This is a genomic window from Haematospirillum jordaniae (genome assembly GCF_001611975.1).
GTDB classification, from domain to species: Bacteria; Pseudomonadota; Alphaproteobacteria; order Rhodospirillales; family Rhodospirillaceae; genus Haematospirillum; species Haematospirillum jordaniae.
In genome coordinates this window covers 1729490-1743422 of sequence record NZ_CP014525.1, presented here as the reverse complement: position 1 = coordinate 1743422, position 13933 = coordinate 1729490, and the positions used below count along the sequence as shown (strand labels likewise).

Below are 13933 nucleotides of genomic sequence, written 5' to 3'. Positions count from 1 at the left end.
ACCGGGTAACAGCGTCAATATCAAAGACTTGAAGATGTCCAGAAGAAGAGACATCCTGTACATATTGTCAACCGCTAGGCTTTACATCCTGACCAGAGCAGAACCCCACGTAAAACCACCCCCCATAGCCTCCATCAAAACAAGGTGACCTGGACGAATACGGCCATCACGTACAGCCGCATCTAAGGCCAAGGGAATAGACGCTGCCGACGTATTGGCATGCTGATCAACCGTTACAACGACTTTCTCGGCAGAGACACCAAGCTTACGGGCTGTTGAGTCCAAGATCCGCTGATTAGCCTGATGCGGCACAAGCCAATCAATAGCAGCGATATCAAGCTGCACAGCGTCCAAAGCCTCCTGTACAACAGACGACAAGTTATTGACGGCGTGGCGGAAAACATCTCGTCCTGCCATTCGCAGGGATCCCACTGTTTTTGTAGAAGACGGACCACCATCTACATACAAAAGGTCATGATGCGTTCCATCCGCATGTAGGTGGGTGGTGAGAATGCCACGATCTTCGCAATCACCTTGCCCTTGCTCAGCTTTCAGGACAACGGCACCTGCTCCGTCACCGAACAAGACACAGGTACCACGATCAGACCAGTCGAGAATACGGGAAAACGTTTCCGCACCAATAACAAGAGCCGTTCTAACTTGGCCCGCTTTTATAAAGTTATCCGCAACAGCAAGAGCATAAACAAAGCCTGAACACACGGCCTGTATATCAAATGCCGGGCCACCGACGCACCCCAGCCGAGCCTGAACACGCGTTGCCGTTGAAGGAAATGTCTTGTCCGGAGTCGCCGTTGCCAGAATAATAAGATCAACATCAAAACCGTGAACGCCGGCAGCATCCAGTGCCCTTTCCGCGGCAACAAAGGCCAGATCCGATGTCAACTGATCATCGGCTGCGATATGACGTTGCCGAATACCCGTTCTCTCAACGATCCACTCATCAGATGTATCAACAACTGACGCCATCTCGGCGTTGCTCATAACGCGCTCGGGAAGGAATGATCCCGTACCACACACAACAGATCGCCAAACCATCACGTTTCCATAATCTTCCCGGAACTGCTGTCCGGCACAGCAACAAATGTAGCATCGATACCTTTATCAGCCGCATCCGGGTTTACAGCGGCAATATCAGACTGAACATCCTGACAACCCAGCTTGATCTTATCATTCAAGTCATCTGACACAAGGTCGACCGCCACACCAATCGCGTTGGCAAAACCAATATGATCGGTACCCCCATGGCTTTTGACGCAAATACCATTCAAGCCGAGGAACAAGGCCCCGTTATAACGCCGAGGATCCGTTCTCTTCCGAACATGCGCAAGGGCACCACGTGCGAGCAAATATCCCAAGCGCGACAGCACACTGGATCGGAAAGCTTCTTTCAGGAAAGATCCATACAGCTTTGCCGTTCCTTCTGCAGTCTTCAGAGCAACATTGCCGGTAAACCCATCGGTCACAACGACATCAACGGTACCCGCACCAATATCATCCCCCTCCACAAAACCTTTGAATGCCATGAAGTCACCAGGAAAACCCCGCAAAACAGTAGCAGCTTCACGGAGACTTTCGGTCCCCTTCTGATCTTCGGAACCAATATTGAGAAGACCGACCGCAGGCTGCCTGACATGAAGCAAGGTACGGGCAAAAACGCTGCCCATCACAGCAAACTGGACCAAATTACGGGCACTGCATTCCGCATTGGCACCAAGATCCAGCATAACGCTCTCGCCACGACACGTGGGGATCAAGGTTGCTATTGCCGGACGATCAATGCCAGGCAATGTCCGCAAAATGAGCTTGGCCATTGCCATTAGAGCACCGGTATTACCGGCCGAGACAACGCCAGCCGCTTCGCCGTCTTTTACGGCCTTTATGGCCAACCACATGCTTGAATTGCGACCCTGTCGGACAGCAAGAGACGGCTTGTCCCCACTGGCAACAGCATCGGGCGTGTGACGGACAGAGCAAAAGGGACGAATATCGTCAGAAAGAAGGGGATCGATTTTTGCAGAATCGCCAAAAACCAGAAAATGAACGTGGGGGTAGCGCAGGCGCGCTACCTTAATACCCTCGAGAACCATATGGGGGGCTTGGTCGCCCCCCATAGCATCAAGCGCGAGAATGAGCCGACTGCTCAAGACATCACCTCAAACCCTGGTTTCAGCCCACAGACCAACCGGCTCAAGCCGCTTCGGAAGCAACAACCTCGCGGCCATCATAATGACCACAGCTTCCGCAAACATGATGAGGACGCCTCATCTCGCCGCAGTTAGAGCATTCATTATGGGCACCCGCAGAGACAGAATCGTGGGAACGACGCATGTTGCGACGGGACTTGGAGGTTTTTTTCTTGGGAACGGCCATTTTTCGCTACTTTCAATCCTGTTCGGGCCTGCATGGAAGCCAGCCTTAATATACAAAAAGCACAAAAACCGCAAGCATCATACCACAGGAAAACGCATCCTTAATCCTTGCGGAGTTTACCAAGGGCTGAGAAAGGGCTTTCTCTCTCTGGCTCATTCACGCTGACCCCAGGCGGAACAGCCAAAGACGCACTCTCTGAGCGGGCAAATGGGTTGATTGACAATCCTAGATGCTCAGCTGCGATATCCCCCAGATCAATCATCCCATTAACAATTGGCTCAGGCGGATCTTCGCCCTCGGGATCAAAAGTTACTTCGGCAGAGTCTGCTCCATCCGGAGAAAAAGTATAGGAAAGACTGAAGCGCTCGGTAAGAGAAGTTGCAAACTCCTGCAGGGAGACGCCACAAACCTGTGTAATGTCTGCCGAAAACTCACCTTCCGCCTGTATAATATCGCCAGAGGCAACGGCCTTGAGATGGATCCTCGCCTCAAAGGATGAAAGCGCGACCAATCCAAACCGGGCGGCCAAAGCCTGACATTCCTCTGCCGAGGCAGACAGCACAAACCAGCGTCCCCCCGCAGGCAGGCGCTCAACATTGACTGGTCGTGAGAACTCGGGTTCCACAGTAAGATCCGGTACGCTTGCCATCAGGCATCAATCCTTGCTCGTTCATCAGTAGATGGCATCCACCATGCCAGCCTGTTGCCCATAACATCCTGAAAAGACTGCTTGGTCATATGCTCAACGATCTGCAGGACACAGACGGCCATGCTCCTGACCTGTTCTGCTGCGGGGCCTGGCGCTGAAGCAGAGCGGTACAGATTCCGCAACAGGGCTGCCTCAAGTGCCTGGAGATCGCCAGACTCAACAGGTGGCTCATAAGCCGCAACACGACCATAATAAGCCTTTGCCATCCCTTTGATATGTTTGCCAACGCTCAGATCTCCAACGCCCATTTCGCGTAAATTACGGTCCATATCGCGAAACATGGCATCAAATATTTCTTGGGCAAAGGCAGATGATTCTTGGGTTTTCTCAGCTCTGACCCGATGAATCAACAAAAAAACATAAAGCGCTATCATATCAAAGCGGCCATCCACTGTATCAGGGACACCACAACATTCAAAAAAGAACGGGGCACGCGCCTGAGACACAGCGGAAACGTACAGGTCTTCGGCAGCACGGCGCCGACGCCGCTGGGACAGGAAAGCTGAAAACATGGTTAAGCTCTCTTTTAAAAGCCTGATCAAAGCAGATGCATCTGGTGTAACGTGACCGCCCGAAGTGGACAATGCCTGAAATATAAAGCACCGTGCGTCAGCAACGGGTAGGCTGGACCTGATCTAGATTTCGGTCTATGTATGGGGCCTAGCGCAGCCAGTGTGCAGCCGGCCAATGAACGGATACCCATACCTGACGGATATGCCAATGCCAAGGATCGATCATTCATCACTCTCTGCGTTATTGCGTCGCAGCACAGCCACGGCCTTGGCGCTTGTCCTGCCTGCCGTCACGTTGCTCTCTGCCTGTTCTCCGGACATCAAGGCTCACGGCGCGTTGCCAACAGCTACCCAGATGGAGCATATACAGGAAGGGCGGAGTTCAAAGGCTGATGTTGCTGCTGCGCTGGGCTCTCCTTCGACCACCTCACTCTTCGATGGGGAGGAAACGTGGTACTACATCGGTTCCAAGCAGGAGCAGTTTGCTTTTTACCCGAACGAGGAGCTGGAGCGCTCGGTTATCACCATACGTTTCGATCGTTCAGATACAATCCAGAGCATTCAGCGCAATGGCCTGAAAGATGGTGCCGATGTGACCTTAGTCGCCCGTGAAACACCGACCGCAGGGAATAAAATGAATATCTTTGAGCAACTTCTTGGCAACATTGGGAAGTTTAACAAAGATTCTACAAGTACATTTGACGGTAAATCAAATATACCAGGTCAATAACAGGCAGATAATCCTGATATGAGAGAAAGGTGGCAGACTTCTCATAGTCTCCCACCTTTCTTTTTAGGTATGCTATTTATCCTGCGACAATTGCAAGCAGCAGTATCGCAACAATATTGGTGATCTTGATCATGGGGTTTATCGCCGGGCCAGCCGTATCCTTGTATGGATCACCGACAGTATCGCCAGTAACAGCGGCCTTGTGAGCATCTGAGCCCTTCCCTCCATGATGCCCCTCTTCGATAAACTTCTTTGCATTATCCCATGCGCCACCACCCGACGTCATGGATATTGCCACAAACAGCCCCGTGACAATCGTTCCCAGCAACATGGCTCCCAAAGCTGTAAATGCCGGCACAGGCCCACCTATAGCCCAAACCAAGGCGGTAAGAAGAATCGGTGCCAGAACCGGCAGCAGAGAAGGAAAGATCATTTCGCGGATAGCCGCTTTGGTTAACATGTCCACACATGTTCCATACTCTGGCTTTGTAGTACCTGCCATAATACCGGGCATCTCGCGAAATTGGCGTCGCACCTCGACCACAACGGCTCCAGCAGCACGCCCCACAGCCTGCATGCCAAGGGCTGCAAACAGATACGGCAGAAGACCGCCAATAAAAAGCCCCACCACCACATAAGGGTCGTGCAGCACAAAGGCAATCTCCATATCAGGAAAGTAATACTGGAGATCTTCAGTATACGCGGCAAAAAGCACCAAGGCCGCCAGACCAGCAGAGCCAATGGCATAGCCTTTTGTCACAGCCTTCGTTGTATTTCCAACAGCATCCAAGGCATCTGTGACCTTGCGTACATCCGGCGCAAGGTTCGCCATTTCAGCAATACCACCCGCGTTGTCTGTTACCGGGCCATAGGCATCCAGCGCAACAACCATACCCGCCAAAGCCAGCATCGTTGTTGCCGCAATCGCAATACCGTACAACCCGGCTGCGATATAGGAAACGATAATACCAACGCAAATGCATAAGACCGGCAAGGCTGTCGCTTCCATGGAAACAGCTAGCCCTTGGATGACATTGGTACCATGCCCCGTAACAGATGCATCAGCGACAGAATGGACCGGACGGTGATTAGTGCCCGTATAGTATTCTGTGACCCAAACGATCAGACCCGTTACCGCCAGACCTGTCAGGGCACAGATCACGAGAGGCCCGGGTGCAACACCTGCAAGTCCGACCCCTTGGCCAAAAGTAGCCTCATCAAAAAGCCAGAAGGTAATAGCAACAATTAATATACCCGAGAAAACAGCGGAACCGATGAAGCCCTTGTAAAGGGCATTCATAATATTACCATCCGCCCCCAATCGCACCAGATAGGTGGCAAGAACTGACCCTATAATGCACACCGCACCGATCAACAGCGGATAGAGCATCATGAGCGGTGCCAAGCTTTCGGGGAAAAAGATAGCCCCAAGGAGCATGGTTGCAACCATCGTCACAACGTAAGTTTCAAACAGGTCTGCCGCCATGCCGGCACAATCCCCGACATTGTCGCCAACATTATCGGCAATCACGGCCGGGTTACGGGGGTCATCTTCGGGAATACCAGCCTCAACCTTTCCAACCAGATCAGCACCGACATCAGCTCCCTTGGTAAAAATGCCACCACCAAGCCGGGCAAAGATGGAAATCAAGGAAGCGCCAAAGCTAAGCGCAACCAAGGCTTCCAACACATTCCGCCGGGGAATATCCATTGTATTCAGGAAGAAGTAATAACCGGCTACTCCGATAAGCCCAAGCCCGACGACCAAGAACCCGGTCACCGCTCCCGAGCGGAAGGCCACGGACAGGGCTGCTTTCATGCCACCACTGCGCGCCGCTTCAGCCGTACGAACATTGGCCCTGACAGAAACATTCATACCGATGAAGCCGGCAATGCCGGACAGAACCGCACCAATCACAAAACCAACAGCAACTGCCAGTCCAAGACGCCATCCCAAGAACAAGCATATTACAGCACCAACAATAGCAATAGTTGTATACTGACGCCGAAGATAGGCCGACGCACCTTCTTGAACAGCATCTGCAATACGCCTCATATCTTCCGTCCCTACCCCTGTGGCAAGAACAGAGCGCGTAACAAGAATGCCGTACAATATGGCAAGAGATCCACAGGCAAAGATAAAGACATAAGAGGCTGTCATCATTTACCCTCCAGTCCGAAGACGACGGGTGAGCGTGACAGAAGCGTGTCCGGACCGCAACAACTGGTTGCAGCCCAAAGAGAAGTAAAAAGGAAAGAACAAGGCCTTCTATTCCATACCCAGCCCCCCAGAGCAGAAGTATGGGGTCAACGATCAAAAACGGAGATAACCATCACCTCGCGCACAGCACCAGGCCCGGCAATACGGTCCGTTATTCCCTGAAGGCGCTGCTTGAGAGCACGGACGTCCAAGGTAACACGCGCATGAATTTGCTCAGGAACAACAACATAAAGCATCTGCAAATACGCCGCCTGTAACTTGGACATATGCCGGTTCACAACCTCTTGTTGCCCTGGCTCAACATCCAGACGCAGGGTAATGGTAAAGTTCTTCTGAACCTCACGATCACGCACAACCGGCACAACAAAGGGCGGAAGATCAACGAAAACAGGATCAACCTGAGGCTGCACCACAGGCGCCGGAGTCTCTGGCTCCTCAACACGCGCCTCCATCGGAGTGATCATCCCGGTAAAATCGGGAATAACGCCGAATCGGACCAAGCCGACAGCTCCAAGAGCAATGATAACGACCAGAGCAACCACCAACAGCATGAGGCGGAGCATCGACCCTGTCCCATTTTCATATTGCCGAGATGCCTGACGATACCATCAGAAGTGCTTGAAACCAGTTTTTTTAGGCTGCCATGTCCCCCCGGAAATCCCCATTACATGACAACCATTCCCTTCTGTAAAACGACCAATAACACTGAGGGGAACACCATCCACCTCGGATGGAAGATCAAAAGCAGGATCAATAGCCATAAGAAGCTCATAATCATCACCGCCGGCCATAACAGCCTCATAGAGCGATGAATTGCTCGTCACGCAACAGTGTACTGGCCCAGAAAGAGGGATGTCGGCCAACGTAATGTCAGCCCGCAGGCCAGAAAGCTGGCACATGTGACCAAGATCTTGGACAAGACCGTCTGATATATCCATAGCTGCTCGTATACCGCCCGATAGAGCAGCTGGCACAGAAAGTCTTGGGCGGGGTATACAATACCGATCGACAAGAAATTCTTTCCCTACCTGATCACAGCACAGCCCCACCTCCCCCTGAGCTGCTATCAAGCCAAGCGCACCATCGCCAATGGTTCCCGTAACCACGATCAGATCTCCCGGCATGGCAGACCCGCGCCGCAACGCTTTCCCGGAAGCAACCGTACCCATGGCGGTAACGGTGAAACTGGCCGGTCCCGGCGTAGCAACGGTATCCCCTCCCAGTAAGGGAATGCCAAAAAGGGCTACATCGTCTGCCAGACCGCGGGCAAAGTCCACCAGCCAAGAATCAGGGGTATCAACGGGAAAGGCACAGGTCAGCAGGAAGCCATAGGGATCTGCCCCCATGGCCGCCAAATCAGATAAATTCACCCTCAGCACTTTGCGTGCAATGCAGCCATAAGGGTCATCAGGCAAGAAATGAACCCCGGATACCAAGGCATCTGCAGTGACCACCAACTCTCGGCCGGCTGGTACAGCAACAACGGCAGCATCGTCCAGAAGACCATAGGCTCCCGGACAAGAGCGGGCCAAAGGCGCAAACAGATCCGCAATAATCTGGAATTCAGATCGTGCCGTCATTATTGCCGTCAGAACGGGGCTTATGCACGGCGTTCATCTCCTCAGAGCGCAACTGGCGAGCCAACTTGTCCATCATGGCGTTGACCATCCCGGGCTCGGCCCCATCAAAGAATGAGCGTGCAATATCGACATACTCTGAGATACAGGCTCGCGCAGGCATATCTAGGCGGTCAGAAAGCTCATAAATACCGCAGCGCAATAAAGCACGAAGCAGGGGCTGCAAACGAGCAGGATCCCAGCTAGCTCCCAAAGAACCATCAATAATGGCATCAAGGCGAGTTGCCGATGCATGAACACCGCGAACCAAAACCGCAAAAATCTCTGCATGGAGCTCTACCAAGGGCACGACATCCTCGGTTTCAAGATCCAGATCCTCTTCGATCACTTCACCGCCAATAGCACCGGTCATAAAGTCATTAATGACGGCACCTACAGGAGCCGATGTCAGAATAATCTGATAAGTTGCCTGAATAGCTGCCAGACGGGCTGCACTACGACGAAGAGCGGTATCGGAATTCTTATGCTTTGTCATGTTTGGTACGAGCTCTCAGAGCCCTATTTCCTTTTTTATCTGCATCATGGACAGGCATGCTGCTGCCGCCTTCCCACCTATATTTTTCTGGTCAAACCGGGCACGCTCCACGGCTTGTTCCCGGGTGCCACATGTCAGGATACCGTTTCCAACAGCCAAGGAGTATTCAAGGATGAGATCTTGGATACCACGCATTGCCTCTCTGCAAACATGCTCATAGTGGTCGGTCTCACCACGTATGGCACACCCAAGGACGACATATCCTGCATAGCGTTCTTCTATGGCACGCAGCTCCATAGCACGGATTGCAAAGCGAATGACAGCAGGAAGTTCAAGAATACCGGGGGCAATAATTCGCTTGTATCCTACCCCATGCTCGGTCAGTTCCTGAATGGCTCCCTTCACCAAGTGGTCTGTAATATCGTCATAGAAACGCGCTTCAACAATCAGAACGCGTGGCGCTGCAGAAACCATGGTTTCAGTCCCCCATATCTTCATCGATGGGCCGCCACCCGCTGACGCGGAGGCCATATCCATCCAGTCCGATAATATTCTTTTCCGAGTTGGACAACAGGATCATATCCTTCACACCTAGGTCCAGAAGGATCTGCGCCCCAACACCATAATCAACAAGCCTGCCACGATCATTGCCCCCCCTTATTCTCTCCCTGAGATGATCGGTCAATGTCGAACGATTTAGCTCTCGCAGCAACACCACAACGCCACGATCGTAACGGCCAATCATATCCATTGCAGCCTGTAGCTGACCTGCCTTGCCGCCATGGACATCACCCAGTACATCATCCAGAACATGCAGAGCATGCATCCGGACCAGCACTGGCCCTGGAAGGGACAGATCGCCTTTTGCAAGCACAATATGTTCAGCATAATTCAAAGTATTTGTGTAGACAGACATGGTCCAGTCCCCTCCCCACTTAGAGGTAAACGGGCTTTCAAGGACCTTCTCCACCAGCTTTTCTGTACGACGGCGCCAAGCAATAAGATCAGCAATGGTCGAAATCTTCAGCCCATGCCTCTGGGAAAATGCCACCAGATCCGGCATCCGGGCCATGCTGCCATCATGGTTCATGATCTCGCAGATAACCCCCGCAGGGTTCAATCCAGCCAAACGGGCAATATCCACCGCAGCCTCGGTATGCCCGGCACGGACGAGAACCCCGCCATCACGGGCCATCAAAGGGAACACATGCCCGGGGGTAGCAAGATCATTCCTGGTCTTCCCGGGATCAATGGCCACCGCAATCGTCCGGGCCCGATCCGATGCCGAGATACCGGTCGTAACGCCCTCGCGCGCTTCAATTGATACGGTAAAAGCCGTTCCCAAACGCGACTGGTTGTGACTGTCCATCATCGACAACTGCAATGCATTACAACGATCAGCCGTCAGGGCCAGACAAATAAGACCACGACCGTGCGTTGCCATGAAGTTCACAGCTTCCGGCGTTGCAAACTGCGCCGGGATAACCAGATCACCCTCATTCTCACGATCTTCATCGTCAACTAGGATAAACATACGCCCATTACGGGCCTCTTCGATAATCTCCTGGGCGGGAGACAAGCACTCAGAAAAGTCAGAAGACACAGACAAAGCTCCGGATCTGGGAAACAGTGCGGTCAGGCCAAGCCAGAACCCGTCAATCTGTCAACATAACGCGCAAGAAGATCAATTTCAAAATTATGCTTTGTACCAATACCCGCCCCTCCCAGCGTTGTCACCTTTCTGGTGTGGGGAATGACCGAAACCTCGAAACATGCTTCAGACACAGCATTGACGGTCAGGGAAACCCCATCCACGGTCACGGACCCCTTAACCGCAACAAAGCGAGACAGCTGTTGTTCAATCTTAAAAACTATCCGGGCCGCATCATGGTCGGGGAGCAGGTTGGTCACCGTTGCAACGCCATCAACATGACCCGAAACAATATGCCCCCCGAACTCATCCCCCATGCGCATGGCCCTCTCCAGATTGACCGGCGTCCCCGGCATCCATTCACCCAAAGTCGTAACAGCCAGCGTTTCGGGAGATACATCCGCGGCAAACCATCCGTCACCCTTGTCAACAAGGGTCAAGCAACAGCCATTACAGGCAATAGAGGCACCAAAAGGAATATCCCCCGTCGGATAGGATGTCGAAAAAAAGAACCGAGTTCCTTGTTTCCTTTCAATATGCTTAACAGCACCCAAGTCTGTGACAATGCCGGTGAACATTCAGGCTAACTCCTTGCCAACACCCCGATCCACAAAAGCCCTCTCAGCCTCTAGGACCGTAACTGTATCACTGCCACAGGCATAAGAATATTTGTATACAAATCTATTTGCCTCTGAAAGACGGGATAACGCCAATGCACCAACACCGTCGATGCCATCGGCACCAATAACTATCGGGGCATGAAACCAGACAACACGGTCAATCAGACCAGCCTTCAGAAATGAAGCGGCTACAGCCCCCCCACCTTCCAGAAAAACACGTGTAAAACCACGTGATCCCAGCTCGTTGGCAATATGAAAAGGCTCAAGGTGATCTAGGCAAAGGACCTCAATCCCACGACGACGGAGGGAGGCAACCCGCGCGAGTTCGGAAGACGATGCCGTTACAATCAGAACCGGAGCGTCCCGCGATGAAGACACCAGCTGCGCCTGATCAGGCAGGCGCAGGCGCCCATCAAGCACAATGCGCACAACGGGGCGCTGGTCAAAACCAGGAAGCCGGCAGCGCAAATCCGGATCATCGGCCAAAACTGTACCTGAACCAACCAAGACGGCATCGTGCTCTGCCCGCATACAATGGACAAGATGCCTTGCCCGCTCTCCCGTGATCCAGCGGCTTTCACCCGAAGCTATCGCTATTTTCCCATCCATACTGGTTGCCAGCTTCAGCGTAAAAAGTGGGCGACAACACCTTATGCGGGAAAAGAAACCTTTATTCAGATCAACTGCAGCATCCGAGAGAAGGCCGACAGACACCTCTACCCCGGCAGCACGGAGCATATCGAGGCCGCGACCGCTCACGCGTGGATCTGGATCAGATGATGCAACGATACACCGGGCAATTCCGGCTTCAATCAGAGCTGTGGCACAAGGAGGAGTCTGCCCAAAGTGACTGCACGGCTCCAAGGTCACATAGGCTGTGGAGCCACGTGCCCGGTCTCCTGCCTGCAAAAGAGCAACGGCTTCAGCATGAGGCCTGCCTCCGGGTTTTGTCCACCCCCGCCCCACAACAAACCCCTGAGGAGAAACAAGAACGCAGCCAACAGAAGGATTGGGCCACGTATTACCTAGCCCCCGCCTTGCCAAGCCAAGAGAAAGCTCCATAAAGCCATGATCGGAGTCAGAGAAATCCCCGTATACGGTGCCCGCATCCACAATCAGCGTTCCGCTGTTGGCTCGACACCACCAAGGGTTTCAACGAACTCCTCAAAATCACGGGCTTCGCGGAAATCCTTGTAAACAGAGGCGTAACGCACATAGGCAACAGGATCCAAGGCTTGAAGGGCCTCCATAACCATTTCACCAATCGTGGCCGAAGGAATCTCCGTATCGCCTGAACTTTCAAGTCGCCGCTGAATGCCATTGACGACACGCTCTAGACGCTCTTCGTCAACACGGCGTTTGCGACAGGCAATATGGATAGACCGAGACAGCTTGTCCCGGTCAAAGGAAACGCGCTGTCCGTTATTCTTGATAACAATCAAATCACGCAGCTGCACCCTCTCGAAGGTCGTAAACCGGGACGAGCATGCCAAACAGAAACGACGACGACGAATGGCTGAATTATCCTCTGTCGGTCGCGAATCTTTAACCTGCGTATCATCATTGCCACAAAACGGACAGCGCATAGTAATCCCCTGCGGTACTTCACATTCTCGCCGGAGCTTACAACATTTTATCCCCATGAGGATAGATAGGGAACTGGTGACACAATGCACCCACTTCGGCCCGTACAGCCACTTCGACCGCACCATTATCCTCTCGGTTGGCAGACAATCCATCGAGGACCCGAATAATCAGACGACCAACAGTCCGGAACTCCTGTTCACCAAAGCCGCGCGTAGTTCCCGCCGGCGTACCCAACCGAATACCGGATGTTACCGTCGGCTTCTCCGGATCAAATGGAATACCATTTTTGTTACAGGTAATACCGGCGCGCTCCAGTGATGCCTCTGCAATATTACCCGTCAAGCCCTTGGGACGTAGGTCCACAAGCATCAAATGCGTATCGGTGCCACCGGTTACAATATCGAGCCCTCCCTTGAGCAGTTCATCGGCAAGAGCACGGGCATTCGTGACAATCTGGGCAGCATAATCACGGAACTCTGGACGCAACGCCTCTCCAAAAGCAACGGCCTTGGCTGCGATAATATGCATCAGCGGCCCACCCTGAAGACCAGGGAACACAGCTGTATTAATTTTTTTCACCAACTCCGGATTGTTGGTCATGATCATACCACCACGCGGGCCACGCAAGGTCTTGTGCGTTGTGGTCGTGATAATGTCAGCAAACGGTACAGGGCTGGGATGAACACCACCAGCTACCAAGCCTGCAAAGTGAGCCATATCCACCAGAAGCAGAGCCCCGACCTTGTCCGCAATAGCCCGGAAGCGGGCAAAGTCAATATGACGCGGAATTGCAGAACCACCTGCAATAATCAGCTTTGGCTTATGCTCCATTGCCAAACGATCGACCTGATCATAGTCGATACCAGAGTCCTCGCGCCGCACGCCATACTGGATGGCATTGAACCACTTGCCGGACTGGGCCGGAGGAGCGCCATGAGTAAGATGGCCGCCAGCAGCCAAGCTCATACCCAATATGGTATCGCTAGGCTGAAGAAGGGCTTGGAACACAGCCCCGTTTGCCTGAGCCCCAGAATGTGGTTGGACGTTGACAAACTCAACACCAAAAAGCTTCTTGGCCCGTTCAATCGCGAGGGATTCTGCGACGTCCACGCACTCACAGCCACCGTAGTACCGTTTACCCGGATACCCTTCCGCATACTTGTTCGTCAGCACCGATCCTGCAGCCTGCAGCACAGCCCTGGAGACAATATTCTCTGACGCAATCAGCTCTATCTGGTCCTGCTGGCGACGCAGCTCTGCGGACAATGAAGCCATTACCTCAGGATCAGCAGCAGAGATATCCTGCGTAAAGTAGGTGGGAGAAACGGCGTAGGTCATCAACAAGCATCCTCTGTAACAGGGCATTATGCACCCGGGCCAAAAAACTGATGGAACAGCAG

At 52.9% G+C, this 13933-nt stretch carries 16 protein-coding genes; 1 reads left to right on the top strand and 15 read right to left on the bottom strand.

From position 1 onward, the window contains the following. Nucleotides 1-81: 81 nt before the first annotated feature. From AY555_RS08225 to AY555_RS08210, 5 genes are all read right to left on the bottom strand, one after another. The gene (locus AY555_RS08225; RefSeq protein ID WP_066135497.1) at nt 82-1056 is read right to left on the bottom strand and encodes a beta-ketoacyl-ACP synthase III; all 975 of its coding nucleotides are present in this window, start codon (nt 1054-1056) and stop codon (nt 82-84) included. After that, nucleotides 1056-2165, bottom strand: coding sequence for a phosphate acyltransferase PlsX (gene plsX, locus AY555_RS08220; protein WP_082811945.1), 1110 nt, complete (start codon nt 2163-2165; stop codon nt 1056-1058). The genes AY555_RS08225 and plsX overlap by 1 nt, the downstream gene beginning before the upstream one ends. 43 nt (nt 2166-2208) lie before the next feature. Further along, a complete protein-coding gene (gene rpmF / locus AY555_RS11585; protein WP_082811943.1) occupies nt 2209-2391 on the bottom strand; it encodes a 50S ribosomal protein L32 in 183 nt (60 codons plus the stop codon). Nucleotides 2392-2491: 100 nt separating this feature from the next. Continuing rightward, entirely contained in the window at nt 2492-3040 is a 549-nt protein-coding gene (locus AY555_RS08215; protein WP_066135495.1) for a YceD family protein, read from the bottom strand. Further along, entirely contained in the window at nt 3040-3612 is a 573-nt protein-coding gene (locus AY555_RS08210) for a ubiquinol-cytochrome C chaperone family protein (protein ID WP_066135494.1), read from the bottom strand. The genes AY555_RS08215 and AY555_RS08210 overlap by 1 nt, the downstream gene beginning before the upstream one ends. 175 nt (nt 3613-3787) lie before the next feature. On the opposite strand from AY555_RS08210, the gene AY555_RS08205 reads away from it, so the two are divergent. Continuing rightward, nucleotides 3788-4342 (top strand): outer membrane protein assembly factor BamE, encoded by a 555-nt coding sequence (locus AY555_RS08205; protein WP_082811941.1) that lies wholly within the window; start codon nt 3788-3790, stop codon nt 4340-4342. 76 nt (nt 4343-4418) lie between these two features. Here AY555_RS08205 and AY555_RS08200 read toward each other — a convergent pair whose 3' ends face one another. The 10 genes from AY555_RS08200 to glyA form a co-directional block, all read right to left on the bottom strand. Next, nucleotides 4419-6503 (bottom strand): sodium-translocating pyrophosphatase, encoded by a 2085-nt coding sequence (locus tag AY555_RS08200; protein WP_066136817.1) that lies wholly within the window; start codon nt 6501-6503, stop codon nt 4419-4421. Nucleotides 6504-6649: 146 nt separating this feature from the next. Then, entirely contained in the window at nt 6650-7126 is a 477-nt protein-coding gene (locus tag AY555_RS08195) for a hypothetical protein (protein WP_156483341.1), read from the bottom strand. Nucleotides 7127-7171: 45 nt separating this feature from the next. After that, entirely contained in the window at nt 7172-8143 is a 972-nt protein-coding gene (gene thiL, locus AY555_RS08190) for a thiamine-phosphate kinase (RefSeq protein WP_066135488.1), read from the bottom strand. After that, nucleotides 8127-8675, bottom strand: a complete 549-nt coding sequence (nusB, locus tag AY555_RS08185) for a transcription antitermination factor NusB (RefSeq protein WP_066135486.1) — start codon at nt 8673-8675, stop codon at nt 8127-8129. The genes thiL and nusB overlap by 17 nt, the downstream gene beginning before the upstream one ends. 15 nt (nt 8676-8690) lie before the next feature. Next, nucleotides 8691-9149, bottom strand: coding sequence for a 6,7-dimethyl-8-ribityllumazine synthase (ribH, locus tag AY555_RS08180; protein WP_066136816.1), 459 nt, complete (start codon nt 9147-9149; stop codon nt 8691-8693). Between the two features lie 4 nt (nt 9150-9153). Continuing rightward, on the bottom strand, nt 9154-10278 hold the full coding sequence (ribB, locus tag AY555_RS08175; RefSeq protein WP_066135484.1) for a 3,4-dihydroxy-2-butanone-4-phosphate synthase: 1125 nt from the start codon (nt 10276-10278) through the stop codon (nt 9154-9156). A gap of 32 nt (nt 10279-10310) precedes the next feature. After that, entirely contained in the window at nt 10311-10904 is a 594-nt protein-coding gene (locus AY555_RS08170) for a riboflavin synthase (protein WP_066135482.1), read from the bottom strand. Then, nucleotides 10905-12059 (bottom strand): bifunctional diaminohydroxyphosphoribosylaminopyrimidine deaminase/5-amino-6-(5-phosphoribosylamino)uracil reductase RibD, encoded by a 1155-nt coding sequence (gene ribD, locus AY555_RS08165; protein WP_245176911.1) that lies wholly within the window; start codon nt 12057-12059, stop codon nt 10905-10907. A gap of 2 nt (nt 12060-12061) precedes the next feature. Then, complete coding sequence (nrdR, locus tag AY555_RS08160; protein ID WP_066135480.1) at nt 12062-12532, bottom strand: transcriptional regulator NrdR; 471 nt, start codon at nt 12530-12532, stop codon at nt 12062-12064. Between the two features lie 37 nt (nt 12533-12569). After that, nucleotides 12570-13871, bottom strand: coding sequence for a serine hydroxymethyltransferase (gene glyA, locus AY555_RS08155; protein WP_066135478.1), 1302 nt, complete (start codon nt 13869-13871; stop codon nt 12570-12572). Between the last annotated feature and the right edge of the window lie 62 nt (nt 13872-13933).